The sequence below is a fragment of the Pseudomonas sp. FP603 genome, assembly GCF_030687415.1.
Classification (GTDB): domain Bacteria; phylum Pseudomonadota; class Gammaproteobacteria; order Pseudomonadales; family Pseudomonadaceae; genus Aquipseudomonas; species Aquipseudomonas wuhanensis.
This window is the reverse complement of record NZ_CP117431.1, coordinates 5109876-5136471: the sequence shown is the minus strand read 5'-3', so window position 1 is coordinate 5136471 and position 26596 is coordinate 5109876. Positions and strand designations below refer to the sequence as shown.

Sequence of the window (26596 nt, the reverse complement as noted above, 5' to 3'; positions counted from 1 at the left end):
TTTCTCGGTTCTTACAGGCTGTAGTAGTAACCACGACTGCGCAGAGCAACGATGCGCGGGCGGCCATCGGGGTGCGGGCCGATTTTTTTGCGCAGGTTGCTGACATGCATGTCGAGGCTGCGGTCGTACAGGGTCAGTTTGCGACCAAGGGCGATTTGCGCCAGTTCCTGTTTATCCAGCGGTTCACCGGGCTGCTTGAGCAGGGCTTCGAGCAGACGGCTTTCGGAGACGGTGAGGGTGAATTCCTGTTCATCGATGCTGACCACGCCACGCACCGGGCTGAAGCACAAGTCACCCAATTCGAGCTGGCTGGAGACGGCCGTCGGATGACTGCGGCGCAACACCGCGCGCAGGCGGGCTGTCAGTTCCCGTGGGTCGCACGGTTTGGCCAGGTAATCATCGGCACCGAGTTCCAGGCCGAGAATGCGGTCCAGCGGTTCGCCACGGGCCGAGAGCATCAGTACCGGTAAATCCGGATGGTCACTGCGCAGTTGCTTGAGCAGTTCCAGGCCGCTGCCGTCCGGCAGCATCACGTCCAGCACCACGGCCGCGGGGGATGTTTCGGCCAACGCCCGGCGCGCGCTCTGGCCATCGTGGCAGGCACGGACCTGAAAGCCTTCCTGGCTCAGCCAACTGCTCAGGAGCTCACACAGCTCTTGGTCATCATCAATTAATAACAGCTCGCTCATCACTCACTCAATTTAGCCATTGCCGACGTTTTCTGGTTGCACCACTGGCGAAGATACCGCAGAGCAAGGCCAATAGCGCTACTGCGGCACCGATAACGAACCATTGCTGCTGATCTGTCAGCAGGCGTGGCAGCGAGCTGCTGGCCTGAGCCTCCTTGAGTTGCAGCTTGAGGCGCTGATTCTCCTGGCGCAACCGGCTCAGCTGAGCGCTTTCACGTTCGCTATCGGTATTTTGCAGTTGTTTGCTCAGTTCTTCTCGTTGCTGTTCGCTTGCCTTCAAGCGCTGCTGCAACTCGGTGATCTGGCCGCCGGCGCTCAAGGACAGCGGCGTCGAACTACCGCCATTGGCGCTCTCTTCACCATGGGCGGGCGCCATGATCGACAACGTCACCAACATCAGACACAACGGACCTTTGCGCATCGCAACTCCTGATTCCAATACGAGTACTGGGCAGGTTGTCGGCCGGTAAACAAGAATAATGAGCGATTGAAAGCGCGATGAACCGACAAGGCTCATCGCGCGGGAGGGCTTTATGGCAGGACTTGCTTGAACGGCTTGACCAAAACGTTGGCGTAGACGCCTGCGGCAATATACGGGTCAGCATCGGCCCAGGCCTGTGCGGCGCTCAGCGAATCGAACTCAGCGACGATCAGGCTGCCGGTGAAACCCGCCGCGCCCGGATCATTGCTGTCGACCGCCGGGTGCGGACCGGCCAATACGATACGACCTTCGCCTTTGAGCACTTGCAGGCGCTCAAGGTGCGCAGGCCGTGCGGCCAGGCGGGCTTCCAGGGAGTTGGCGACGTCTGTGGCAATGATTGCGTAAAGCATGTCAGTCCTCGGTTTTTGGCGTTGTGGTATCGGCATCGTGCAGGTGGCGGGACAAGTAAATGCCCTGGGCGACCAGGAACAGCAACGTCATGCCCAGGCTACCGAAGACTTTGAAGTCGACCCAGTAGCTCTGGAACGTGAACGCAACGAACAGGTTGGCGGCGCCGCAAAACAGGAAAAAGCCGATCCAGGCGATGTTCAGACGGGTCCAGACCGGCTCCGGCAGCGTCAGTGCGTGGCCCATGATGCGTTTGATCAGCAGTTGATCACCGATGAAGTGGCTGCCGATGAACCCGAGGGCGAACAGCCAGTTGACCACCGGCGCTTTCCATTTCAGGAAGGTCTCGCTGTGGAACGCCAGGGTCAGGCTACCGAAGACCAGGCAGGCGATGAGGGTCAGCCACTGGCTCTTCTCCAGCTTGCGCTGCTTGATGAACAGCGTGCCGTAGACCACCAGGGAGCTGAGGATCAGCACTGCGGTGGCGCTGTAGATACCACCGACAGACAGTTGATAACCGCCGATGTCGACGACACGTGGATCGATTTTGAAGACGATGAAAAACAGCAGAAGCGGGATGAAGTCGATGAATTGTTTCACAGTGGCAGCCAGAAGCAGGATGTGGCGGCATAATAACAAACATATTGACGCGCGATAGCGTCAGCTGATTTGAGGTGACACAGTCCTGTGAATGTTGATTTGCACTGCCATAGCACGGCTTCCGATGGCGCCCTGGCGCCTGCGGCACTGGTTGCGCGTGCGTTCGAGAAAGGCGTGCGAGTCCTGGCCTTGACCGATCATGACACCCTTGAAGGCCTCGACGAGGCCCGTAGCGCCGCGACGGCGCTGGGGATGCAACTGGTTAATGGCGTCGAATTGTCCTGCACCTGGGGCGGGGCAACCATTCACGTGCTGGGCTACGGTTTCGACGTCAATGCGGCGCCGTTGGTCGAGGCCATCGCAAAATTGCACGATGGCCGCTGGCTACGGTCCGAAGAAATAAGCCGCAAGTTGGCGTTGAAAGGCATGCCGGGGGCGCTCGATGGCGCCCGGGCCATTCAACAGGAGTTGGGCGACAGCGGTAATGCGCCGGCCCGTCCGCACTTCGCCGACTGGATGGTGCGCGAAGGTTTCGTCAAGGATCGCGCCGAAGCGTTCCGCAAATGGCTGGGCGCCGGCAAACTGGGGGACGTCAAACAACACTGGCCGACTCTGGAAGACACCGTCGAAACCCTGCGCGCCGCGGGTGCCTGGATCAGCCTGGCGCATCCCTGGCACTACGATTTCACTCGTAGCAAGCGTCGTCGCCTGATTGCCGACTATATTCAAGCAGGGGGCCACGCGATAGAAGTGGTCAATGGCCATCAACCCGCCGAGCAGGTGGGCAGCCTGGCGATTCTAGCCCGCGAGTTTGGTCTGCTGGTCAGCGCCGGCAGTGATTTTCATGGCCCTGGAGGCTGGTCCGAGATCGGTGAATACCGCCCGCTCCCGGAGGATCTGCCACCACTGTGGTGTCGATTCAAACATGACCCAATTATTACCGCCGTCTGAACAGGTAGAGAATGTGAGTCAATTTTTCCAGATTCATCCGGAAAACCCGCAACCGCGCCTGATCAAACAGGCTGTCGAGATCATCCGCAACGGCGGGGTGGTGATTTATCCCACAGACTCTTCCTACGCCATTGGTTGCCAGATCGGCGACAAAAATGCCGTGGAGCGCGTGCGCCGGCTGCGTCAGCTGGATGAAAAGCACAACTTCGCGCTGATTTGCAGCGACCTGTCGCAGTTGGGGCTGTTTGCCAAGATCGATACCGGCACCTTCCGGGTGCTCAAGGCTCACTTGCCGGGGCCTTACACCTTCATTCTCAACGCCACCCGCGAAGTCCCGCGGCTGTTGCTGCACCCGAAAAAACGCACCATCGGCCTGCGTGTGCCGAGCCATCCGATTGCCCTGGCATTGCTGGAAGAGCTTGGCGAGCCGCTGATGAGCGTGACTCTGATCATGCCCGGCGACACCGACCCGTTGAGCGATCCTTACGAAATGCGCCAGTTGCTCGAGCATCAGGTGGACCTGATCATCGACGGCGGTTTCGGCGGGATCAAGGCGTCCACCGTGATCAGCCTCGCCGACGGCGAGCCGGAAGTCATCCGCGTCGGTTGCGGCGACCCTGCGCCTTTCATGGCCGAGGCCTAGATGTCTGCAGTAGAACCCGTCGACAGCCAGGCCGGCGCCCAGCAAGAACTGCCTTTCGCCATGGTCTATGGCCAGGCGGTCATGGAAATGCCGCTGGACTTGTACATTCCACCGGATGCGCTCGAGGTCTTTCTTGAAGCTTTCGAAGGCCCGCTCGACTTGCTGCTGTACCTGATCCGCAAACAGAACATCAACATCCTCGACATCCCGGTGGCGGAAATCACCCGTCAGTACATGGGGTACGTCGAGTTGATGCAGTCGGTGCGCCTGGAGCTGGCCGCCGAGTACCTGGTGATGGCCGCGATGCTCGCCGAGATCAAGTCGCGGATGCTGTTGCCCCGTGCCGAAACGATCGAAGACGAAGAAGACGATCCTCGTGCCGAGCTGATTCGCCGCTTGCAGGAGTACGAGCGCTTCAAGGCTGCTGCCGAAGGCATCGATGGCCTGAGCCGCGTCGGCCGCGACGTGGTGGTGCCCAAGCTCGATGCCCCGGAAGCCCGGGCGCGCAAACTATTGCCGGATGTGAGTCTGGAAGAGTTGCTGATGTCCATGGCCGAGGTCTTGCGCCGTGGTGACATGTTCGAAAGCCACCAGGTCAGTCGTGAAGCGCTGTCCACCCGTGAGCGTATGAGCGATGTACTGGAACGGCTCAAGGGCGGCGGTTTTGTGCCGTTTGTCGAGCTGTTCACCGCTGAAGAAGGGCGCCTGGGGGTGGTGGTGACCTTTATGGCGATCCTCGAACTGGTCAAGGAATCCTTGGTCGAGCTGGTGCAGAATGAGCCGTTCGCGGCGATCCATGTCCGGGCCCGAGCCGAATAACGAGTTGAATCATGAACCTGACTGAACCCCGCGAGCTGGCGCCACTGCTTGAAGCCTTTCTGTTGGCCTCGGGAAAACCGCAATCGCTTGAACGCCTGTTCGAACTCTTCGAAGAAGGCGAGCGGCCCGAGCCCCCTGTTTTCAAGAAAGCGCTGACAATTCTGGCCAAATCCTGCGACGGTCGTGCTTTCGAGTTGAAGGAAGTCGCCTCCGGGTATCGCCTGCAGATCCGCGAAAAGTTCGCGCCGTGGGTAGGACGTTTGTGGGAAGAGCGGCCGCAACGCTATTCCCGCGCCATGCTCGAAACCATGGCCTTGATTGCCTATCGTCAGCCGATCACCCGGGGCGAGATCGAAGACGTGCGCGGCGTGGCAGTCAACAGCCACATTGTGAAAACCCTGCTGGAACGTGAGTGGATCCGCATCGTCGGTTACCGCGACGTACCCGGCAAACCCGCGATGTTCGCCACCACCAAGGCGTTTCTCGATCACTTCAACCTGAAAAACCTCGACGACCTGCCGCCGCTCGCCGAGCTGCGTGAGCTGGAACCTGATCCTGTCCTCGATTTCGACGACGCGCCGGTGCCGGCCGGGTTGCAAGAACTGGCCGATTCCAGCGCTGAACCGGAGGAGCCCAAGGAAGAAACCAGTTTCCACACACTGTTGCTGGAACTGGACACCATGGAAGAAGGGCTCAAGACAGACTTCGACGATTTGTTGCGCGATGGTGCGGTGACCGAGAGCGAAGGGGAATTGGCTCAACCCGGGCTTGAAGCCGAAGTTGAACCTCAGGTCGAGGCTGAAGCTGAAGCTGAAGTCGAACCAGAACCAGAACCAGAACCAGAACAGGAACAGGAAGATGACATTCTTGGCGTCGCCGAAGCTCGTGAAAAACTCCTGGCCGCCGTTGCCGCTCTTGAACAATCGAAACCCGAGCCCGAGTTGACCGACGAAGAAGCCGAAGCCAAGGCTCTGGCAGAAGCAATCGAGGCCGAGCGTCGCCAGTTCGAAGATTGACCCAAATCCTGCGGGCAACGGGAATCCCTGTGGGAGCGGGCTTGCCCGCGAAGAGGGAGTGTCAGTCAACATCATTGCTGGCTGACCCACCGTTATCGCGGGCAAGCCCGCTCCCACAGGGTGTTGTATTGACTGGAGTATCAACTGCGGTTGATCGAGTTCGGCACCACCGGTCGGCGGAAAATCAAGTAAGTCGTCATTGATCCGCTAGTCTCTGATGCGCGAACGTCTCCATGAGCGTATGATTCGCGACCCTTCGGCGATCGCTTCGCCCAAGCGCTTCAAAAAAGTACCCAGATTTACATCGCTTCAGGCAAAAGCCTGAACAGACCACACCGGGAGGTGCCCAGATGAGTATCAACGACCAGAAAGACGACCAGGAAATCGGCCCCGCAGGCGAAAAGCTGCAGAAAGTCCTCGCCCGTATCGGCGTCGGCTCGCGCCGTGACGTAGAAGCCTGGATCAGCCACGGCCGCATCAAGGTCAATGGCAAAGACGCCACCCTCGGCCAGCGCGTCGACCTGCATGACGCCATCACCATCGATGGCCGGGTGATCAAGCGCGAAGAAGCCGCCGAGTCGGTACGCCGCGTGATCATGTACAACAAACCCGACGGTGAAATCTGCACCCGTAACGACCCTGAAGGTCGTCCGACCGTGTTCGACAAGATGCCGCGCCCGAAAGAAGGTCGCTGGATCAACATCGGTCGTCTGGACATCAACACCACCGGTTTGCTGATGTTCACCACCGACGGTGAGTTGGCCAACCGCCTGATGCACCCCTCCTACGAAATGGACCGTGAATACGCGGTACGTGTACGTGGCGAAGTCGACGACGAGATGATTGAACGCCTGAAAGCAGGCGTGGTGCTCGAAGATGGCCCGGCCAAGTTCACCGACATCAAACAGGCTCCAGGTGGTGAAGGTTTCAACCACTGGTACCACTGCGTGGTGATGGAAGGTCGTAACCGCGAAGTCCGTCGTCTGTGGGAATCCCAGGGCCTGGTGGTCAGCCGCCTGAAGCGCGTGCGTTTCGGTCCGGTGTTCCTCAACTCCGACCTGCCGATGGGCCGCTGGCGTGAAATGAGCCAGTACGAAGTCGACATTCTCAGTGCTGAAGTCGGCCTGACGCCGGTGGCGATGCCGCAAATGAACGCCAAGAGCAAAGACAAGCTCGATCGCATGCAGCGTAAATCGTCGCGTCCGATGGGCAAGACCGAGCGCGTGCGTACGTTGCGTCCAGCAGCCGGTGGCCAGACAGCTGTTGCTCCGCGTGATTCCCGCGAGCCACAGATCGAAGGCGAACGCCCGGCCCGCAAGCCGGCGCCACGTCAGGACGGCGAGCGCGGCCCACGCACGCCACGTCCGGCCAACGGTCGCACTGAGCGTGGCGAAGGTCGTGGCGCTCCATCCGGTGGTCGTAGCGATCGCGGCGCGCCTGCCGGTCGTGGTACGCCCGTGGCAGACCGCCCGGCCGACACCAAGCGCCCGGCCAAGCCGGCGCCGAAGAAACGCCCAGGCATCGTGCTGGTCGACCGTGATGCGCCATCGGGCAAACGTCGTGGCGCGCCAGCCGGTTCCGGCCAGCGTCCGGGCTTCGGTCGTCGCAAGCCTGAGTAATCGGTAAGCGCTGCATGAAAAACGCCATCCCTCGGGATGGCGTTTTTTTGTCTGATTAATCGTTCCCACGCTCCGCGTGGGAATGCAGCCCGGGACGCTCTGCGTCCCAACCGCGGACGCAGAGCGTCCATTGATGCATTCCCACGCAGAGCGTGGGAACGATCAGCTTTTCGGTTAAAACACAAACCGCCCATCAAACAGCGGGTCATCATCCAGCGCCAACACGCCACTGGAGAAGATCAGGTCCAAATGATGACTACCCTTGGCGCCACCACCCAGGCCAAGGTGCAAGCCGCAATGGCGTTCCTCGAACCCGGCATTGCGCGCATACAAATCTTTCACGCCTTCGTTGGTGCCGATCCCCAACTCCTCGATTCGCCGATTGGATGGATTGGCGTCCAGGTACTTGTTGAAGTCATGTTCCAGTCCCGGCACATCGGTGGCGATTTTGCTGATGGTCGAGTTTTCGATCCACAACTCCAACGGTGATGCCAACACGCCGTACTTGCGGGCAAATGGAATCGTACTGAGGAAAGTCCCCATAAACTTCACCCGCCCATTAATGGCCTCGCTATGAGTGGCGATCTCGCCGGGCGCCAGGTCGAAGTTGCCGATACCGTTGATGTCGGTCCACTTCTTGATACTGCTCAAAGGTGCTTCGAACCACGACCCATGATCATCTTTGAAGCTCAGGGTGGTGGCGTGGGACATGCGCTGGATCAAGTGGCTGTTCAACCCGGCAATTCGCTGCGGGGTGACACTGAAGGTGTCGTAGAAGTAATCGCCGTAATCCTTGAACAGCAATGACTTCTTCCAGTTTTCCGCCATCACGGCTTGCAGTGCGCGAACAAACTCCGGGCCGTCGGGACGCGGGTTGGGCAAGGTGGAAGAGTCGTAAAAGAAAATGTACAGATCGCTGTCGGTAATCGCCTGGGCCAGCAATTCGGTGGGCTCGAGGTCCAGACGCATCGCGCTGAAGTTGAACCTTGGGCTGTTTCCGGCCTGTTCGGCGATGGCGCCGGTCAGTGCCTCGTAATCAGCGGTGTGGCCGAGCAAGACCTTCGCCGGGTTGATACCGGCAACGGCAGGGTGATGTTCGAGGTAGTAAAGGAAATGCGAGATGGCGCGTTGCTTATCCATGTAGTCCTCCCTGACAAACCGAGAAAGGGGCAGGCACGACCGGCCGGATCATGCCTGCCGGGATGTCTTACAGAGGCCACATCGCCGTGCCGAACGGAACAACCGCGTCGGCTTGCATCATTTCGACGGCGGCTTCATGGGTCGGTGCTTCAAACCAATCGTCCAGTTGCAGTTCAGTGTCCAAGTCTTTGTCCAGTGCTTGCATGGTGAATCTCCTAGATGACTTTTTCGGTAAGAACAGCGGCGTGCTTTTCATTCGTTGAAGAGCGCGTCAACGTGCCGGTCGATGCGGCTCGGCAAGTCGCTGAAAACCTAGTCCACCGGGTTTTAGAATGCAAAAAAATAATTAAACAATTTTCATTTGAACTATTTATTCCATTTTTCGAAAGGCAATTTTCTTAATAAAAAACAGAAAACTAAGCAGGATATTTCCTTAGGAAGCTTCCTATCGTCAATTTACAGTCAGTGGGCTTCTGGATCTGATTTGGAAAATTTACGTTACGCCTTGTCAACAAAACCTTACGAAAAGCGCTCTTAAACCCCGTGGAATGCCGCGAGGGAAAGGTGTGTAAGGAAAACCTTCCGCTAACCGCCGGGTTTGTAACCTTCAAGGGCTCTGGCACGCTTGTTTCAGCAACGCAGGAAGGGTGAGATGCGCCCCATGCCTGTCGTGCAGGTGCATAACAAGAAGGAGGCGCAATGAACGCCGTGACTCATTTCCATCTCTCCCCAAAGGGCGATTTTTCCGCTGCCCTTATCGAAGACCTGCAAAGGTCTGACTCAATTTTTGCAGTCGCCCGAGACCCTCGAGGCGAACACAGGCAATCCCGGCAACCGACGCGCTGATCCAGCGGTGTCTGGCAGCAGGGGGTTACAGGTGTACAATGCGCCGCGTTTTAACTGTGACCCTCTGCGCAACAGCGCAAACTTCAAGGCTACCCGCCTTGTTCACTCCGCCGCGTCACGAGCGTGTCGGGTTCGATTTCGTCACAGATAAAAACAAACAGGTGACGCATGACTGTCGTAAAAACGCTGAACTCCTGGTGCCTGCGCTGGGGTTTGATCGGCGCTGCTTGAAATCTGCACCTTGCAGCAACGTCTACTGAACATCATCAAACCTTGCGTGAGACCCTTTTCATGAGTGGACAAAACTCGCATTCCGGTACGCTTAAACGCGGCCTGAAAAATCGCCATATTCAACTGATCGCCCTCGGTGGCGCGATCGGTACCGGGTTGTTCCTCGGCTCGGCCGGCGTGCTCAAATCCGCTGGCCCGTCGATGATTCTCGGCTACGCCATTTGCGGCTTCATCGCTTTCATGATCATGCGCCAACTGGGCGAAATGATTGTCGAAGAGCCCGTCGCCGGTTCCTTCAGCCACTTCGCCCACAAATACTGGGGCGGTTTTGCCGGCTTCCTGTCGGGCTGGAACTGCTGGATTCTGTACATCCTGGTGGGCATGTCCGAGCTGACCGCGGTCGGCAAATACATCCACTACTGGGCGCCACACATCCCGACCTGGGTCTCGGCAGCCGGCTTCTTCGTCTTGATCAACCTGATCAACCTGGCCAACGTCAAAGTCTTCGGCGAGGCCGAGTTCTGGTTCGCGATCATCAAGGTCGTGGCGATCGTCGGCATGATTGCCTTGGGCAGTTATCTGCTGGTCAGCGGCCATGGCGGCCCGCAAGCCTCGGTGACCAATCTGTGGTCCCATGGCGGCTTCTTCCCGAACGGCGTCAGCGGCCTGGTGATGGCCATGGCGATCATCATGTTCTCCTTCGGTGGCCTGGAAATGCTCGGTTTCACCGCCGCTGAAGCCGACAAGCCGAAAACCGTGATTCCGAAAGCCATCAACCAGGTGATCTACCGGATCCTGATTTTCTACATCGGTGCGCTGGTGGTCCTGCTGTCGCTGACGCCTTGGGACAGTCTGTTGGCAACCCTGAATGCTTCCGGCGACGCTTATAGCGGCAGCCCGTTCGTGCAAGTGTTCTCGATGCTCGGTAGCAACACCGCCGCGCACATCCTCAACTTCGTGGTCCTGACCGCGGCGCTGTCGGTGTACAACAGCGGCACCTACTGCAACAGCCGCATGCTGCTGGGTATGGCCGAGCAGGGCGATGCGCCGAAGGCCTTGGCGAAAATCGACAAGCGTGGTGTGCCGGTGCGTTCGATCCTGGCGTCGGCCGCTGTGACTTTGATCGCGGTGTTGCTGAACTACCTGGTTCCGCAAAACGCGCTGGAACTGTTGATGTCGCTGGTGGTTGCCACCCTGGTGATCAACTGGGCGATGATCAGCTTCTCGCACTTCAAGTTCCGTCAGCACATGGACAAGACCAAACAGACGCCACTGTTCAAGGCGCTGTGGTACCCGTACGGCAACTATGTTTGCCTGGCGTTCGTGGTATTCATCCTTGGCGTGATGCTGCTGATCCCGGGGATCCAGATATCGGTGTACGCGATTCCGGTGTGGGTCGCGTTCATGTGGGTCTGCTACGGCATCAAGAACAAGCGCAGCGCCCAGCAGGCGTTGCAGGCTGCGGGTTCCGCTGCCAAGTAAGTGCAAAGCGCAGAAACGACAAACCCGGCCATGTGCCGGGTTTGTCATTTATGGGGTCCATACAAATCCTGTGGGAGCGTGGCTTGCCCGCGATTCAGGCGCCGCGGTTTATCAGGTATACCGCGTTATCGTTCATCGCGGGCAAGCCACGCTCCCACAGGGGCCGCATTCCTTTTATCTATTCGCGGTATCCTTCTTGTTCTGAACACGGACTTTTTTCCATGCTGGTGATTTCCAACAACGTGCATCTGCCGGATGCCGAGATCGAGTTGACAGCCATTCGCGCCCAAGGCGCCGGTGGGCAGAACGTCAACAAGGTTTCCAGCGCCGTGCACCTGCGCTTCGACATTCCGGCCTCGTCGTTGCCCGAGTTCTACAAGGAACGGCTGCTGGCGCTGCGAGACAGTCGCATCACCAGTGAAGGCGTGTTGATCATCAAGGCCCAGCAATACCGTACGCAGGAAGCCAATCGCGCCGATGCGCTGGAACGCCTGACCGAGTTGATCCTCAGCGCCACCAAAGTGGAAAAGAAACGCCGCCCGACCAAACCGACCCTCGGTTCGAAGAAGCGTCGGCTCGAATCCAAGACCAAGCGCGGCAGCATCAAGGCTGGACGCGGCAAGGTGGATTTCTAACGGGCGTCGCGTTCTTCGCGGTGCTTTTCATTAAAGTGCTTTGGCGCCTGCCGGTACAAGTAAACGCTCAGTGCCAGGCCACTCAGCGCGGCCAATGCGGCAAACAGGAAGATCGAGGCAAACCCGAATCCAGCCGCAATCGCACCCGCCAGCGGTCCGGTGATCCCTAGCGACAAATCGATGAACAGCGAATACGCCCCGACTGCCGCGCCACGGCTGGAGGCGGGCACCAGGTTGACCGCTTCCACGCCCAACGCCGGGAACACCAACGAAAAGCCGAAACCACTCAGCGCCGCGCCGGCCAGTGCCCAATGGGCATCGGGTGCCAGCCACAGCAGCAACAGCCCGAGGGTTTCCACCGACAGGCAGGCAATCGCCACGCGAAAGCCGCCGAGGCGGTTGATCAGGTTACCGAACAGCAATCGCGCACCGATAAAACTGGCGCCGAACAGGCTCAGGCACAGCACCGCGTTGGACCACTGCTGAGTGGCGTAATACAGGGTGATGAAGGTCGCGATGGTGCCAAAGCCGATGGAGCCCAAGGCCAGACCGCAACCGTGAGGCAGCACGCGCCCCAGCACGTGCATGAACGGCAAGCGTTCGCCGACAACGATCGGTGCAGCGGTTTTCGGCCAGGCCAGCGCCAGGCCCAGAACGGCCAGCAACACGATGCTCACGCCCATGCTCCACAACCCCAATTGACTCACCAGCAGCACTCCCAGCGGCGCGCCGACCGCCAGCGCGCCGTAACTGGCGATGCCGTTCCAGGAGATGACTTTGGCGGTATTCGCCGCGCCGACCCGGCCGATGCCCCAGCCGATCGATCCGGAGCCGACCAGGCTTTCCGCGCTGCCGAGCACCAGTCGGCCGATCAACAGGCTGATCAGGCTCAACGTCGGCAGGCTTTGGGTCCAGGCCGAAATCAGCATGAACACACCGCTCAAACCACAGCCGGCGAGGCCGTACATCACCGCGAGTTTGCTGCCCTTGTTATCGATGATGCGCCCGGCGTAAGGGCGGCTGAGCAGAGTGGCCAGGTATTGCACGCTGATCACCAACCCGGCGATCACGGCGCCGAAACCGAGGTCGCTGTGGACGTAGCCGGGCAATACAGCCAGGGGAATGCCGATATTCAGGTAGCCGATGAACGTGAACAGGACGATGGAAACGACTTGCAGCGTGACCGCCATGGGGCGCTGGGTTTCTGACATGGGTAAAGGTCCACGTGGCAGCAGGATAGATAGGCTGCTTATGATAGCGGCGCGGGCGGTCGCGGGGCGTGGAAAAGTAAAACTATTTGCCGGATGGGGATAATCAGGATTTTGCGGGAGCAACCAGTTGCGTCGTGACCAGGGCGGCCAGGGCGTTTTCCTCGCTGCCGAAGCGGGCCAGCAGAGCAGCTTGTTTCTCGGGGGAAAGGCGGTTCCAGATCTCGATCATCTTCTCGGCGGTGCCGATCAGGACGCTGGCCTGGGTTTCAGTGAAATCATCGCTCATGGTGCGGGCTCGCGGTTCAGGCAGTGTGGAAAGCGCATGTTAGCGCTTTCCACACGGTCTGGCATTGCAGGTGTATCAGTCTTCTCTGTCGGCCTGGCGGCGTTCAGGTGCTTCTTTCGTCTCGGGCTGTTGGGCACCGGCTTGTTGCGTGGTTGTCTGCTCAGTTTCGTGCAGGCTTGGGAAGGGGAGATTAGGGATCTCGTGCATGTCGCGCTCCTCGCTAAGTCTGTTGATAGATCTGGTAGATCCGCGCTTTTAAAAAAGCCTGCGCAGGATACAGCAGGAGAAATGACAAATAGACTTTTATATCCAATTGTTGCGACGGATGGGATTGTCTAGACAGGTCTACAGGGGGCGAAGACCTACTGTGGCGAGGGAGCTTGCTCCCGCTGGGCTGCGGAGCGGCCCCAATGCAGGCAATGAGTTGTTTGCGTTAGAACTCGGTTGCGGTTTTTGCGACCGCTACGCGCTCGAGCGGGAGCAAGCTCCCTCGCCACAAGGAGCTCGCCATTGCATCGTATTATTTGCAGACGTCAGCGATAGCTTCGGCCAGCAAGTCCAGACGCGTCGCATCAATCCCTGCCACGTTAGCTCGGCCTGAGCTGACCATGTACACGCTGTGATGCTCGCGCAGTTGCTTGACCTGTTCCGGCGACAAACCGGTGTAGGAAAACATCCCGCGTTGCACACCAATGTGCGCAAATCGCTCGCGCAAGCCGTGGGGTTCAAGCGCTTCGACCAGACCGCTGCGCAACTGGGCGATACGCAAACGCATGGCTTCCACTTCGTCGGCCCAGCGGCTTTTCAGCGCTGGATCGCCGAGGATGGTCGCGACCACGGCGGCGCCATGATCCGGTGGCGTCGACCACAGGTTACGGGCGATGTTGGCCAGTTGGCTGCGGATGTCCACCAGCTTGTCGGCGGTTTTCGCGCAGACAATCAATGCGCCGGTGCGGTCGCGGTACAGGCCGAAGTTTTTCGAGCAGGAACTGGTGATCAGCACTTCCGGCAACTCGGCGGCGAACAGCCGGGTCGACCAGGCATCTTGCTCCAGGCCGTCGCCGAAACCCTGATACGCGAAGTCGATCAGGGGCAGTAAATCGCGACTGCGCACCACGTCCAGCACCCGACGCCAATCGTCATGGGACAGATCGAAACCGGTCGGGTTGTGGCAGCAGGCATGCAGCAGCACCACATCGCCCTTGGGGGCTTCATTGAGCACCGCCAGCATCGCCTCCACATCAAGACGGTTATCGCTGCCCACGTACGGGTAATGACTGACCTTGACCCCGGCCTCCGCGAAAATGGTTTCGTGGATCGGCCAGGTCGGGTTGCTCAGCCACACGCCACGGCCCGGCAGGCATTGGGCGATGAAGTCGGCGCTCAAACGCAGCGCACCGGTGCCGCCCGGCGTTTGAGTGGCGCCGGCCCGTTGTTCGGCGATCAGCACTGAATCAGCGCCAAGCACCAATTCGTTGATGACTTTGCCGAACGCTACATTGCCGTGGCCCCCGATGTAGGTCTTGGTGGATTGACGATCCACCAAGTGCTGCTCGGCGAGCTTCACTGCTTCGGGGATTGGCGTCAGGCCCTGGGCGTCTTTATAGACACCCACGCCGAGGTCGAATTTGCGCGGGTTAGGGTCCAGCGCATAGGCCTCCATCAGGCCGAGAATCGGGTCGCCGGGTACTCGACCGATGGCGTCGAAATGCATTATTTGCGGCCCTCGGCGTTCTTCGCCACTTCGTCGGTGCGCGCGGCCATGATGAAGTCGTTGCGGTGCAGGCCTTTGATGGAGTGGCTCCACCAGGTCACGGTGACTTTGCCCCATTCGGTCAGCAGGCCTGGGTGGTGACCTTCGGCCTCGGAGATTTCACCGACGGCGTTGGTGAACGCTAGCGCGTGTTTGAAATTCTTGAACAGGAAAACTTTTTCCAGCTGCATCACGCTGTCGCGGACTTCGATGTTCCAGTCAGGGATTTGCTTGATCAGGATCGGCAATTCTTCGTCGCTGACTTGAGGGGCGTCGGCGCGGCAGGCTTCGCAATGGGCTTGGTTTAATGTGGACATGATGTGTTCCTGAAATCGAGTGTTTTGAAAAACGGTCGTCAGTGGGACCACGCTAAAGCAAAGCGGCGATCCGTAACAGACTCACTTGATGCCAAAAGGCGCGGGTCACGCGGCTTTTGGCGGAAATTTCGGCGTGTGCAACCCCAGCTGCATACCTTGCTTGACCATTCCCATGATGTCTTCGTGGGCCAGGTCGAACAGGCGCTTGAGGTTCGGCAGGACAAAGTACAGCGGTTGCAGAATGTCGATGCGGTATGGCGTGCGCATGCATTCCAGCGGGTCGAACGCCTGATGCTCCGGCTCGTCCGACAGGCAGTAAACGGTTTCTTTGGGCGAGGACAGAATGCCGCCACCGTAGATACGCAGGCCTTGCGGTGTGTCGACCAGACCGAACTCGATGGTCATCCAGTACAGGCGCGCCAGGTACACGCGCTCTTCCTTGGAAGCTTGCAGGCCGAGTTTGCCGTAGGTGTGGGTGAATTCGGCGAACCAGGGGTTGGTCAGCAGAGGACAGTGGCCAAAGATCTCGTGGAAAATGTCAGGCTCTTGCAGGTAATCCAGCTCTTCGCGTGTACGAATAAAGGTCGCCACCGGAAACTGCTTGCTCGCCAGCAATTCGAAAAAGGTCTGGAAGGGAATCAGTGCGGGTACTCGGGCAACTTGCCAGCCGGTGGTTTCACCGAGGACTTTGTTGATCTCACCCAGTTGCGGGATGCGGTCGTGGGGCAGACCGAGTTTTTCGATACCGTCCAGGTATTCCTGGCACGCACGACCCTCGACCACTTTCAGTTGGCGAGTGATCAGCGTGTTCCACACCGCGTGTTCTTCGGCGGGGTAGTCGATAAAACCTTGCGCATCGGGCTCACGAGCCACGTATTGCGTCTGCTTCATGCTGCTCTCCTGCTAGGGGATACGTTCTTGTTTTATGTCCTGCTCTGGAATTATTGATACGCCAAGGTATGCGACTTTGCAGCAGGTGTTCCGCGCCTTATGTAGGAAAAAGCCATGCGTTTCGTAAAGTATTCGTTACGGTTTGGCTGCTGTGGCGTAAGTATTGATATTTCCATGTTTGAAATGGATCGTGGGTGTCACATAATCTTGACGACTAACTTGGCGTTCGCGCAGAAATTTCCTTGCGTCGGGCCTCGATTCCCCTGTTACGGGCCTTTATATGCGTATCAAAGTCCACTGCCAGAACCGCATCGGTATCCTGCGCGACATTCTCAACCTGTTGGTCGAGTACGGGATCAACGTCGCCCGCGGCGAGGTGGGCGGTGAGCACGGCAATGCTATCTATCTGCACTGCCCGAACCTGATCAATATTCAGTTCCAGGCGTTGCGTCCGAAGTTCGAGGCGATTGGTGGGGTGTTCGGCGTCAAACGCGTAGGGCTGATGCCCAGCGAGCGTCGGCACATGGAGCTCAATGCCTTGCTCGGTGCCCTGGAGTTTCCGGTGCTGTCGATCGACATGGGCGGCTCCATCGTCGCGGCCAACCGTGCGGCGGCGCAGTTGCTCGGGGTGCGGGTGGACGAGGTGCCCGGGATTCCATTGTCGCGGTACGCCGAGGATTTCGATTTGCCGGAGCTGGTGCGCGCGAACAAGTCGCGGATCAACGGCTTGCGGGTCAAGGTCAAGGGTGACGTGTTTCTCGCCGACATCGCGCCGCTGCAATCGGAGCATGACGAAAGCGAGGCCATGGCCGGTGCGGTGTTGACGTTGCACCGGGCGGACCGGGTGGGTGAGCGCATCTATAACGTGCGCAAGCAGGAATTGCGCGGCTTCGACAGCATTTTCCAGAGCTCGAAAGTGATGGCTGCGGTGGTTCGCGAAGCGCGGCGCATGGCGCCGCTGGATGCGCCGCTGTTGATCGAAGGCGAAACCGGCACCGGCAAAGAGTTGTTGGCGCGGGCTTGTCACCTGGCGAGCCCGCGTGGGCAATCACCGTTGATGGCGCTCAATTGCGCCGGCTTGCCGGAGTCCATGGCCGAGACCGAATTGTTCGGTTACGGCCCCGGCGCCTTCGAAGGGGCACGGGCCGAAGGCAAGCTCGGGCTGTTGGAACTGACGGCGGGCGGTACGCTGTTTCTCGATGGCGTCGGCGAAATGAGCCCGCGCTTGCAAGTGAAATTGCTGCGCTTTCTGCAGGACGGTTGCTTCCGTCGTGTCGGCAGTGATGAAGAGGTTTATCTGGATGTGCGGGTGATCTGCGCGACTCAAGTGGACTTGTCCGAGTTGTGCGCTCGCGGTGAGTTTCGCCAGGATTTGTACCACCGTTTGAACGTGCTCTCGCTGCACATTCCGCCGCTGCGCGAATGCCTCGACGGACTGGCGCCGCTGGTGGAGCACTTCCTCGATCAGGCCAGTCGGCAGATCGGTTGCCCGTTGCCGAAACTGGCGCCGGCGGCGATGGAACGGCTCAGTCACTATCACTGGCCGGGTAACGTGCGGCAGTTGGAAAACGTACTGTTCCAGGCGGTTTCCCTGTGTGACGGCGGCACCGTCAAAGCCGAGCACATTCGTCTGCCGGACTACGGCGTGCGTCAGCCGCTTGGCGATTTTTCCCTTGAGGGCGGCTTGGACGAGATTGTCGGGCGCTTTGAAAAAGCGGTGCTGGAGCGTTTGTATTCCGAGCATCCGAGCAGTCGGCAACTGGGCAAGCGGTTGGGGGTTTCGCATACGACCATTGCCAATAAGTTGCGTGAGTATGAGGTCGGCAAGACCGAGTCATAACAGGCATGTGCGGTGTTTGTGCTGGCCTCTTCGCGGGCAAGCCCGCTCCCACAGGTTTCTTTGTTGTTCACAAATACTGTGTTCACCGAAGATCCTGTGGGAGCGGGCTTGCCCGCGAAGAGGCAAGCACTGCCAACACCTCGGTCAAGCCTTGCCACCAACCGGCATAACACCGCCGGTTTTTCGTCTTCGACACATTCCCCCCAATCCCCTCCGATCCCTCAAGTCCTTTGTTTGCCGGGCCCTGCGCCGCCAGAAAAAAGTTGGTCTGCAAATTGCTTATGGCTCAGCAGTACAGCGGTGGGCGGCAAACGTCCGGCATGCAGAGGAAAGAGTGTGGACAAGTACCTTTATGTGGCAATGACCGGCGCCAGCCAGAATGCACTGGCGCAGAAGGCTCATGCCAACAACCTGGCGAACATCTCTACCAACGGTTTTCAGAAAGACCTGGAACAGGCCCGTTCGATGCCGGTGTTTGGTGACAGCTTTCCGGCGCGTGCGTTTGCCATGAGCGAACGTCCGGCCACCGACTTCTCCCCGGGTGCGCTGGTGCAAACCGGTCGCGACCTCGACGTCGCGGTGCAGGGTAACGGCTGGATCGCCGTGCAGAACCCCGATGGCGGTGAAAGCTACGTGCGCACCGGCAGCCTGAACGTTGACGCGCTGGGCGTGCTGCGTGCTGGCAACGGTATGCCGGTGGTAGGCAACGGCGGGCCGATTGCCGTGCCGCCCGAGCAGCAAATCGAAGTCGGCGAAGACGGCACCATCAGCATCCGTGCGATGGGTGAAGGCCCTCGCGTGATGGCCGAAGTCGACCGCATCAAACTGGTCAACCCGGACTTCAAGAACATGACCAAAGGCCTGGACGGTTCGATCCACACCAAGGATGGCAAGCCGGCGCAGGCCGATGCCAACGTCAAACTGGTGTCCGGGTTCCTTGAGTCGAGCAACGTCAATGCTGTGGAAGAAATGACCTCGGTGCTGGCGCTGGCCAAGCAGTTCGAGCTGCACATCAAGATGATGAACACCGCCAAAGACGATGACCAGGCCATGGCTCGGGTCTTGCAGATCAGCTAATTATCAGAACGTCGCGCCGTAAAACAGGCGCACGAGGAGAATCGAATGCTTCCGGCTCTATGGGTTGCCAAAACAGGTCTGTCCGCCCAGGACACCAACCTCACCACCATTTCCAACAACCTGGCGAACGTATCGACCACGGGTTTCAAACGTGACCGCGCCGAGTTCCAGGACTTGCTGTACCAGATCAAACGCCAGCCAGGCGCCCAGTCGACCCAGGACAGTGAATTGCCGTCGGGTCTGCAAGTGGGTACCGGTGTGCGCATTGTCGGCACCCAGAAAAACTTCACCGCTGGTAGCTTGCAAACAACCGAGCAGCCGCTTGACCTGGCCGTCGATGGTCGCGGTTTCTTCCAGATTCTGCAGCCGGATGGCACCACGGCCTACACCCGTGACGGTACCTTCCACCTGGACTCCAACGGTCAGATCGTGAACGCCAGCGGCTTCGCCCTGGAGCCGGCGATTGTCATTCCGAACGACGCCCAGACGTTCACCGTCGGCCGTGACGGCACCGTGTCTGTCACTGTTGCCGGCAACCCGGCCTCCCAGGTGATCGGCAACCTGCAAACCGCCGACTTCATCAACCCGGCCGGTCTGCAAGCGGTGGGTAACAACCTGTTCCTGGAAACCGCTGCCAGTGGCGCGCCGCAAGTCGGCACCCCGGGCCTCGCCGGTTTCGGCACCACGCTGCAGAACACCCTGGAAACGTCCAACGTCAGCACCGTTGAAGAGATGGTCAACATGATCACCACTCAGCGCGCCTACGAGATGAACTCCAAGGTGATCTCCACCGCCGACCAGATGCTCTCGTTCGTAACGCAGAATCTGTAATCAAGTCTATGAGGCGGCCATGAGGTCGCCTGCAACACCGTGAGGTAGGGTCATGAATCGCTTTGTATCTGTTCTGGCACTGAGTGGGGCCGTTGTGCTCGCGGGCTGCGTCGCCCCGCCGCCCAAGCCCAATGACCCTTACTACGCCCCGGTGTTGCCGCGCACGCCGTTGCCGGCTGCCGCCAATAACGGCTCGATCTACCAGGCCGGTTTCGAACAGAACCTGTACAGCGACCGCAAGGCGTTCCGGGTCGGTGACATCATCACCATCACCCTGAACGAGCGCACACAGGCGAGCAAGAACGCCAACTCGCAGATCGACAAGAACAGCAAGACCGACATCGGCCTGAGCTCGTTTTTCGGGGGCGGCCTGAGCACCAGCGATCCAGTGGGCAGCGGTAGCTTGAGTCTGGATGTCGGTTACGAAGGTGACCGCGCCACCAAGGGCGACAGCAAGTCCGGCCAGAGCAACAGCCTGACCGGTTCGATCACCGTGACCGTCGCCGACGTGTTGCCCAACGGCATCATCGCCGTACGCGGGGAGAAGTGGCTAACCCTCAACACCGGTGACGAACTGGTACGGATTGCCGGCCTCGTTCGCGCCGATGACATCGCCACTGACAACACCGTGTCGTCGACCCGCGTCGCCGATGCACGCATCACCTATTCGGGCACCGGTGCGTTTGCCGATGCGAGTCAGCCAGGCTGGTTCGACCGTTTCTTCCTCAGCCCGCTGTTCCCTTTCTAGGTGGCTATGTTGAATCTTAAACACCTGATGGTGGGCGTCCTTTTGCTGTCCGCGGCATTCGACGCTCAAGCCGAGCGGCTGAAGGATATCGCCAGTATTTCCGGCGTGCGTTCCAACCAATTGATCGGTTACGGCCTGGTGGTCGGGCTTAACGGCACCGGCGACCAAACGACCCAGACTCCGTTTACCCTGCAGACTTTCAACAACATGCTTTCGCAGTTCGGCATCAAGGTGCCGGCAGGTTCCGGCAACGTGCAATTGAAGAACGTCGCAGCCGTGTCGATCAGTGCCGATCTGCCGGCGTTTGCCAAGCCGGGTCAGCAGATAGATATCACCGTAGCGTCCATCGGTAACTCCAAGAGCCTGCGCGGCGGCACCTTGCTGCTGACGCCGCTCAAAGGTATCGACGGCAACGTCTACGCCGTCGCTCAGGGCAACCTGGTGGTTGGCGGTTTCGATGCCGAGGGTCGTGACGGTTCGAAGATCACCGTCAACGTTCCGTCGGCCGGTCGCATCCCTGGCGGTGCATCGGTCGAGCGTGCGGTGCCAAGCGGTTTCAATCAGGGCAACAGCCTGACCCTGAACCTCAACCGTTCGGACTTCACCACCGCCAAGCGCATCGTCGACAAGATCAACAACATGCTCGGCCCTGGCGTCGCCCAGGCCATCGACGGTGGTTCGATCCGTGTGACCGCGCCACTCGATCCGAGCCAGCGGGTCGACTATTTGTCGATCCTCGAAAACCTCGAAGTCGACCCGGGTCAGGCGGTGGCGAAAGTCATCATCAACTCGCGCACCGGCACCATCGTGATCGGCCAGAACGTCAAGGTTTCCCCGGCCGCCGTGACCCACGGCAGCCTGACCGTGACCATTACCGAAGACCCGATCGTCAGCCAGCCCGGCCCTCTGTCCAACGGGCAGACGGCGGTGGTGCCGCGCTCGCGGGTCAACGCTCAACAAGAAGCCAAGCCGATGTTCAAGTTCGGCCCGGGCACCACCCTCGACGAAATCGTCCGTGCGGTGAACCAGGTCGGCGCGGCACCGGGTGACTTGATGGCGATCCTCGAAGCGCTGAAGCAGGCCGGCGCGTTGCAAGCCGACCTGATCGTGATCTGAGGACGGCGACCATGGATATGCGCAAAAGCGGTCTGGTCAGCAGCAGCGACTCGGGTTCCTATTCGGACCTGAACCGCCTGAACCAGCTCAAGGTCGGCGACAAGAACAGCGATGCGAACATGCGCAAAGTGGCGCAGGAATTCGAATCGCTGTTCCTCGGTGAAATGCTCAAGTCCATGCGCTCGGCCACCGAAGCGCTGGGCCAGGACAATCCGCTCAACACACCAGCGGCCAAGCAATACCAGGAAATGTACGACCAGCAGTTGGCCGTTTCCCTGTCCCGCGAAGGCGGTGGTATCGGCCTGGCCGACGTACTGATGCGCCAGATGTCGAAGAATAAACCGATGGCGCCGGGTGAGGCCGCGGCAGCGTCTGCCGCCAAGCAAGCTGCCGCGAAAGCTGCGGTGGAAACGCCGATTGCCGCCGGTACGGTCGCCACCAACGGGCCGCTGTCGCGTCTCAATGGTGAGCGCCCGCTGTGGGCTTCGCGCTCGGTGAAAACGCCGGCAAGCGCGGGTGAGGGTGCTCATCGTAACGACATGGCGCTGATCAATCAGCGGCGTCTGGCACTGCCACCGAAACTGGCTGATCGTTTGCTCGCCGGGCTGGTGCCGTCGGCATCGACCCCTGCAACGACCGCCACAACGGCGCAGAACAATATCCAGGTGCCGCAGAGCACCAAGACCGGTTCCGGTCCCCTGTACAACGGCGATTGGCTGGCTTCGCAAACGGATACGACAACCAGCGGGCGCCTGCAGATTTATGGTCGTGCCATGGCTCAAATACCCCTGGCACCGCCGAAGAAAGCCTTCAGTTCCGCCGACGAATTCGTCAACACCATGCTGCCGATGGCCAAAGAGGCTGCGGACCGTATCGGTGTCGATCCGCGTTACCTGGTGGCTCAGGCTGCCCTGGAAACCGGTTGGGGTAAATCGGTCATGCGCGCCCAGGATGGCAGCAGCAGCCACAACCTGTTCGGCATCAAGGCCAGCAGTAACTGGAAGGGCGATTCGGCGCGGGCGATCACCAGCGAATTCAGAAATGGCGAGATGGTCAAGGAGACGGCCGAGTTCCGTTCCTACGGCTCTTACAAAGACAGCTTCCATGACCTTGTGACGCTGCTGCAAAGCAATAATCGCTATCAAGATGTGCTGAAGTCGGCCGATAACCCAGAACAGTTTGTACGCGAGTTGCAAAAAGCCGGGTATGCAACCGACCCGGATTACGCAAGCAAGATTTCGCAGATAGCCAAGCAGATGACGAGTTACCAAAACTACGCTGCGGCGGGCGCTTCCACCACGCCTTTATAGGCACAAGGTATAAGGTTTGAACCATGAGTTTGCTCAACATCGGGATGTCGGGTTTATCCGCTAGCCAAACCTCGTTGATGGTTACCGGCAACAATATCGCTAACGTCGATACGGCCGGCTACTCGCGTCAGCAAACCGTGCAGAGTACCAAGGCCTCGAATCAGTTCGGCAATGTGTTCATCGGCAGCGGTACGACCCTCGCCGATGTGCGTCGGGTGTACAACAGCTACCTTGATGCGCAGTTGCAGACCGCGACTTCGCTCAATAGTGATTCGGCCACTTATCTGGCGCAGGTTACCCCGGTAGACAAGTTGCTGTCGGACAGCAGTACCGGCATCAGCAGCGCACTGACCAAGTTCTTCAGCTCCATGCAGAACGTCTCTTCGGCACCGACCGATGATGCGGCACGGCAACTGCTGCTCAGCGATGCGCAGGCCCTGAGCAAACGCTTCAATTCGATCTCCAGTCAGCTCACCCAGCAGAATGCCAACATCAATGGCAACCTGGCGGACATGGCTTCGCAAGTCAACAAACTGGCAAGCACCGTTGCCCAACTGAACCAGAAGATTTTCGAGGTTTCCAGCAACGGTGGAAAACCTAATGACTTGCTGGATCAGCGCAACGAGACGGTCCGCCAATTGTCCGAGCTGGTCGGTGCGCAAATCATTGAGAACGGTTCCAGCTACGACATTTATCTGGGCAGCGGCCAGCCGCTGGTCATGGGCAATACCGCCAACACCCTGGAAGTGGTCCCCGGCAAGACTGATCCGACCCGCTCGACGATTCAGATGAACCGTGGCTCCAGCACCATCGATATCACCTCAGTGATCACGGGTGGCGAAATAGGTGGCCTGCTGCGTTATCGCAGCGAAGTGCTCGACCCGGCAATGAATGAATTGGGTCGTGTAGCCCTGGTGGTCGCCGATCAGATCAACACTCAGCTTGCCCAAGGCATCGACAAGAACGGTGAGTTCGGTGCAGCCCTGTTCGGCAATATCAACAGTGCGGCGCTGATCAGCCAGCGCAGTATTGCCAGCGCCGGCAACAACGCGGCGTCGGGCAATCTGAACGTGACCATCAAGGACACGGGCAAGCTGACTATCAACGATTATCAGGTCACGTTCACCAGCGCCACGGACTACAGCGTGCGCCGCTCGGACGGCACCGATATGGGCTCATTCAACATCAGCACCACCCCGGCGCCGGTGATCGATGGCTTTGAGTTGTCCCTGGGCGGGGCAGGCATGAGCGCTGGCGACAGCTTCAAGGTTACACCGACCCGTGGTGGCGCCAGCGATATCCAGACAGTGCTCACCGATCCGAAGCGTCTTGCCGTAGCGGCGCCTCTGACGGCCGTCAATGGCTCTGGCAACACCGGAACCGGCAGCATTCTCAAGCAGCCGGACCTCAAGTCATCGCTCAATATCTACGACGCTGCCGACAGCGCAATCATTCAGGAAGGGATTAAAAACTCGACACCGGTCAAGATTGTTTTCGGTCCAGGTGGCGGTGCCTCCCAGACCTATTCGGTCAAGGACGCCACGGGTGCCGAAATCGGTACCGGCAGCATCGTCCCCGGTCAAAGCAACACCCTGAGCGTGGATGTGAAAATGGTCGATGCCAGTGGCAACGCGATCATGGACAGCAGCGTCCCGCCGGTGCAGCGCACCTTCACGTTTGAAATGTCCATGGACGGCTCGCCGAAGGAACTGGACAGCTTCAGCGTGTCCCTGACCGGCGCCAGCTCCAAGGACAACCGTAATGGCCTCGCTGTCATCGATTTGCAGACTCGCAAGACTGTGGAAACCGGTGGTACGAGCAATGGCATCAGCCTGTCGGATGCGTACGGCAAGCTGGTGGAAAACGTCGGCGCCAAGGCAGCCCAGGGCACGAACGATTCCGCTGCGACAACCGCCATCCTGACCCAGGCCAAGGGCGCGCGTGATTCGTTGTCCGGTGTCGATCTGGATGAGGAAACCGGCAACCTGGTCAAATATCAGCAGTACTACACGGCCTCTTCACAGATCATCAAGGCTGCGCAGGAAATCTTCAGCACTCTGATCAACAGCCTTTAAGGAGTCATAGAACATGCGTATTTCCACTCCCCAGTTCTATGAGCGCAGCGCCGCGAACTACCAGAAGAACTTCAACAACGTCGTCAATACCAGCCAGGAAGCCAGCGACAATCTTCGCGTGCGCACGGCCGCCGATGATCCGGTTGGTGCGTCGCGGTTGCTGCAATTGGGCCAGCAGAGCTCGATGCTCAGTCAGTTTGCGACCAACGTCACGACGATCAAGAACACCCTGGGGCAGTCCGAGTCGGTCCTCAACAGCATCAACAATGTGCTGCAGCGTGCCAACGAACTGGCCTTGGGCGCGGGTAATGCCAGCTACACCGACTCTGAGCGCAAGGCCAACGCCGCAGAACTGGGGCAACTCGAATCGCAGCTGCTGAGCCTGATGAACAGCCGTGACGAAAACGGCCAGTATCTGTTTGGCGGCTCCAACAGCGGCACCGCGCCGTATTCGCGCAATGCCGATGGCACTTACAGCTATCACGGCGACCAGACTACCCTGGATCTTCAGGTTGGCGATGCGTTGACCATGGCGAGTAACGACACCGGCTTCAGTATCTTCGAACAGGCAATCAACACCAGTCGTACCCTGACCACCCTGACAGCACCTGCCGTGGATGACGGACGGGTCGCTCTGTCCAATGGTCAGGTCTCGGGCAGCGTGACTTACAACGATAAGTTCCGCAGTGGCGAGCCTTACGCGATCGAGTTCCTGAGCAGTACTCAATTCAAGGTCACTGATGCCGGCGGCAACGACGTGACGGCTGAAGCCACCAACAACGGCGTGTTCGATCCCAATACGGCGGGTGGTACCCAGGTGTCTTTTCGCGGTGTCGATCTGCGCCTGAACATCAATCTGCAATCGGGTGATGTCCCGGACACTGCAGTGGCCGGGCATATCTTCAACCTCGGTGCAAAGCCTGACACGTTCAACGCCACGCGCAGTGCCGGCAACCCGTCGACCGCTATCGTGACCGGTGCCACTGTCAGCAACGCTGCCGACTACAGTGCAGCATTCCCCAATGGTGGGGCGATTCTCAAGTTCACCAGCGCCACGGACTATGAGCTGTACGCATCACCGTTGACCGCTAATAGCAAACCGGTGTCTACCGGAACCATGGCGGGTTCGACAGCGACCGCCGCGGGTGTGGATTTCACAATCAGCGGTACGCCGGCGGCGGGTGACCAGTTCGTGGTTCAGGCCAACACCCACCAGACCCAGAACATCCTCGACACCATCAGCAAATTGCGCACCGCTCTCGAGGCGCCGATCGATGGTTCCGCCGCGGCCGAGCAGAGCTTTCGTGCATCGCTGGATTCGGCGATCGCCAACATCGCCAGCGGTGGCAATCAGGTCACCAGTTCGTTGACGTCGATCGGTGCTCGCGGTCAGGCGCTGGATATCCAGAGCGCTACCAACGAAAGCCTGTCGATGGCCAACAAAACCACTACGTCGTCGATCCAGGACTCCGATCCGGCCGAAGTTCTCACCCGCCTGACGCTGCAACAAACCATGTTGCAGGCCTCTCAGCTGGCCTTCAGCAAGATCAGCCAGTTGGGTCTGTTCAACAAAATCTGAGTTTGACCGCTAATCACACGGCGGCCGAGATGACTCCTCGGCCGTCGAGTGCAAGCATTTTC

The 26596-nt window shown here is 59.3% G+C and carries 27 protein-coding genes; 15 read left to right on the top strand and 12 right to left on the bottom strand.

The genetic code is table 11. From position 1 onward, the window contains the following. Window positions 1-11: 11 nt before the first annotated feature. The 4 genes from PSH65_RS23730 to PSH65_RS23715 all read right to left on the bottom strand — a co-directional run bounded on the left by PSH65_RS23730 (window position 12) and on the right by PSH65_RS23715 (window position 2118). On the bottom strand, window positions 12-689 hold the full coding sequence (locus PSH65_RS23730; RefSeq protein WP_008010984.1) for a response regulator transcription factor: 678 nt from the start codon (window positions 687-689) through the stop codon (window positions 12-14). A 7-nt stretch (window positions 690-696) separates the two neighbouring features. Continuing rightward, window positions 697-1110: a translation initiation factor 2 gene (locus PSH65_RS23725; RefSeq protein WP_305422709.1), complete on the bottom strand. Its 414-nt coding sequence runs from the start codon at window positions 1108-1110 to the stop codon at window positions 697-699. A 110-nt stretch (window positions 1111-1220) separates the two neighbouring features. Further along, the gene (locus PSH65_RS23720; RefSeq protein ID WP_007984134.1) at window positions 1221-1520 is read right to left on the bottom strand and encodes a YciI family protein; all 300 of its coding nucleotides are present in this window, start codon (window positions 1518-1520) and stop codon (window positions 1221-1223) included. A gap of 1 nt (window position 1521) precedes the next feature. Continuing rightward, entirely contained in the window at window positions 1522-2118 is a 597-nt protein-coding gene (locus tag PSH65_RS23715; protein WP_305422708.1) for a septation protein A, read from the bottom strand. Between the two features lie 87 nt (window positions 2119-2205). On the opposite strand from PSH65_RS23715, the gene PSH65_RS23710 reads away from it, so the two are divergent. From PSH65_RS23710 to rluB, 5 genes are all read left to right on the top strand, one after another. Further along, on the top strand, window positions 2206-3069 hold the full coding sequence (locus tag PSH65_RS23710; protein ID WP_305422706.1) for a PHP domain-containing protein: 864 nt from the start codon (window positions 2206-2208) through the stop codon (window positions 3067-3069). A 13-nt stretch (window positions 3070-3082) separates the two neighbouring features. After that, window positions 3083-3712 (top strand): L-threonylcarbamoyladenylate synthase, encoded by a 630-nt coding sequence (locus PSH65_RS23705; RefSeq protein WP_305422704.1) that lies wholly within the window; start codon window positions 3083-3085, stop codon window positions 3710-3712. Between the two features lie 60 nt (window positions 3713-3772). After that, window positions 3773-4531, top strand: coding sequence for a ScpA family protein (locus tag PSH65_RS23700; protein ID WP_253548957.1), 759 nt, complete (start codon window positions 3773-3775; stop codon window positions 4529-4531). Window positions 4532-4542: 11 nt separating this feature from the next. Then, window positions 4543-5547: an SMC-Scp complex subunit ScpB gene (gene scpB, locus PSH65_RS23695; RefSeq protein ID WP_305422702.1), complete on the top strand. Its 1005-nt coding sequence runs from the start codon at window positions 4543-4545 to the stop codon at window positions 5545-5547. A gap of 350 nt (window positions 5548-5897) precedes the next feature. Continuing rightward, window positions 5898-7166, top strand: coding sequence for a 23S rRNA pseudouridine(2605) synthase RluB (gene rluB, locus PSH65_RS23690; RefSeq protein WP_253548715.1), 1269 nt, complete (start codon window positions 5898-5900; stop codon window positions 7164-7166). A gap of 174 nt (window positions 7167-7340) precedes the next feature. Here rluB and PSH65_RS23685 read toward each other — a convergent pair whose 3' ends face one another. Both PSH65_RS23685 and PSH65_RS23680 read right to left on the bottom strand, forming a co-directional pair. After that, a complete protein-coding gene (locus tag PSH65_RS23685) occupies window positions 7341-8306 on the bottom strand; it encodes a leucyl aminopeptidase (RefSeq protein WP_305422700.1) in 966 nt (321 codons plus the stop codon). A gap of 67 nt (window positions 8307-8373) precedes the next feature. After that, window positions 8374-8511 carry a hypothetical protein gene (locus PSH65_RS23680; RefSeq protein ID WP_007938535.1) on the bottom strand — a complete coding sequence of 46 codons (138 nt, stop codon included), beginning with the start codon at window positions 8509-8511 and terminating at the stop codon, window positions 8374-8376. A 932-nt stretch (window positions 8512-9443) separates the two neighbouring features. Here PSH65_RS23680 and PSH65_RS23675 point away from each other — a divergent pair. Both PSH65_RS23675 and arfB read left to right on the top strand, forming a co-directional pair. Beyond that, a complete protein-coding gene (locus PSH65_RS23675) occupies window positions 9444-10865 on the top strand; it encodes an amino acid permease (protein WP_305422699.1) in 1422 nt (473 codons plus the stop codon). A gap of 221 nt (window positions 10866-11086) precedes the next feature. Next, window positions 11087-11500, top strand: a complete 414-nt coding sequence (arfB, locus tag PSH65_RS23670) for an alternative ribosome rescue aminoacyl-tRNA hydrolase ArfB (RefSeq protein ID WP_008010994.1) — start codon at window positions 11087-11089, stop codon at window positions 11498-11500. Here the strand turns inward: arfB and PSH65_RS23665 are convergent. From PSH65_RS23665 to phhA, 6 genes are all read right to left on the bottom strand, one after another. Continuing rightward, window positions 11497-12711, bottom strand: a complete 1215-nt coding sequence (locus PSH65_RS23665; RefSeq protein ID WP_305422696.1) for an MFS transporter — start codon at window positions 12709-12711, stop codon at window positions 11497-11499. The two genes, arfB and PSH65_RS23665, sit on opposite strands and share 4 nt — an antisense overlap. A gap of 103 nt (window positions 12712-12814) precedes the next feature. Beyond that, the gene (locus PSH65_RS23660; RefSeq protein ID WP_305422694.1) at window positions 12815-12997 is read right to left on the bottom strand and encodes a hypothetical protein; all 183 of its coding nucleotides are present in this window, start codon (window positions 12995-12997) and stop codon (window positions 12815-12817) included. Between the two features lie 75 nt (window positions 12998-13072). Continuing rightward, entirely contained in the window at window positions 13073-13204 is a 132-nt protein-coding gene (locus tag PSH65_RS23655; RefSeq protein ID WP_305422693.1) for a hypothetical protein, read from the bottom strand. A gap of 313 nt (window positions 13205-13517) precedes the next feature. Beyond that, on the bottom strand, window positions 13518-14711 hold the full coding sequence (locus tag PSH65_RS23650) for an amino acid aminotransferase (RefSeq protein WP_370694665.1): 1194 nt from the start codon (window positions 14709-14711) through the stop codon (window positions 13518-13520). After that, window positions 14711-15067 carry a 4a-hydroxytetrahydrobiopterin dehydratase gene (locus PSH65_RS23645; RefSeq protein WP_010457024.1) on the bottom strand — a complete coding sequence of 119 codons (357 nt, stop codon included), beginning with the start codon at window positions 15065-15067 and terminating at the stop codon, window positions 14711-14713. The genes PSH65_RS23650 and PSH65_RS23645 overlap by 1 nt, the downstream gene beginning before the upstream one ends. Before the next feature lie 105 nt (window positions 15068-15172). Further along, complete coding sequence (gene phhA, locus PSH65_RS23640; RefSeq protein ID WP_305422692.1) at window positions 15173-15958, bottom strand: phenylalanine 4-monooxygenase; 786 nt, start codon at window positions 15956-15958, stop codon at window positions 15173-15175. A gap of 280 nt (window positions 15959-16238) precedes the next feature. Here phhA and PSH65_RS23635 point away from each other — a divergent pair, with 280 nt between their 5' ends. The 8 genes from PSH65_RS23635 (at window position 16239) to PSH65_RS23600 (ending at window position 26534) form a co-directional block, all read left to right on the top strand. Further along, window positions 16239-17798 carry a sigma-54-dependent phenylalanine hydroxylase transcriptional regulator PhhR gene (locus PSH65_RS23635; protein WP_008074886.1) on the top strand — a complete coding sequence of 520 codons (1560 nt, stop codon included), beginning with the start codon at window positions 16239-16241 and terminating at the stop codon, window positions 17796-17798. Window positions 17799-18134: 336 nt separating this feature from the next. Beyond that, window positions 18135-18875 carry a flagellar basal body rod protein FlgF gene (locus PSH65_RS23630; protein ID WP_063342887.1) on the top strand — a complete coding sequence of 247 codons (741 nt, stop codon included), beginning with the start codon at window positions 18135-18137 and terminating at the stop codon, window positions 18873-18875. A gap of 45 nt (window positions 18876-18920) precedes the next feature. Further along, window positions 18921-19706: a flagellar basal-body rod protein FlgG gene (gene flgG / locus PSH65_RS23625; RefSeq protein ID WP_007902511.1), complete on the top strand. Its 786-nt coding sequence runs from the start codon at window positions 18921-18923 to the stop codon at window positions 19704-19706. A 52-nt stretch (window positions 19707-19758) separates the two neighbouring features. Beyond that, the gene (gene flgH / locus PSH65_RS23620) at window positions 19759-20454 is read left to right on the top strand and encodes a flagellar basal body L-ring protein FlgH (protein WP_030130509.1); all 696 of its coding nucleotides are present in this window, start codon (window positions 19759-19761) and stop codon (window positions 20452-20454) included. Window positions 20455-20460: 6 nt separating this feature from the next. Further along, window positions 20461-21570, top strand: coding sequence for a flagellar basal body P-ring protein FlgI (locus PSH65_RS23615; RefSeq protein ID WP_305422688.1), 1110 nt, complete (start codon window positions 20461-20463; stop codon window positions 21568-21570). A gap of 11 nt (window positions 21571-21581) precedes the next feature. Further along, window positions 21582-22880, top strand: a complete 1299-nt coding sequence (flgJ, locus tag PSH65_RS23610) for a flagellar assembly peptidoglycan hydrolase FlgJ (protein WP_305422687.1) — start codon at window positions 21582-21584, stop codon at window positions 22878-22880. Between the two features lie 23 nt (window positions 22881-22903). After that, window positions 22904-24955 carry a flagellar hook-associated protein FlgK gene (gene flgK, locus PSH65_RS23605; RefSeq protein ID WP_305422686.1) on the top strand — a complete coding sequence of 684 codons (2052 nt, stop codon included), beginning with the start codon at window positions 22904-22906 and terminating at the stop codon, window positions 24953-24955. 13 nt (window positions 24956-24968) lie between these two features. Next, complete coding sequence (locus PSH65_RS23600) at window positions 24969-26534, top strand: flagellar hook-associated protein 3 (RefSeq protein WP_305422684.1); 1566 nt, start codon at window positions 24969-24971, stop codon at window positions 26532-26534. The last annotated feature ends 62 nt before the right edge of the window (window positions 26535-26596 follow it).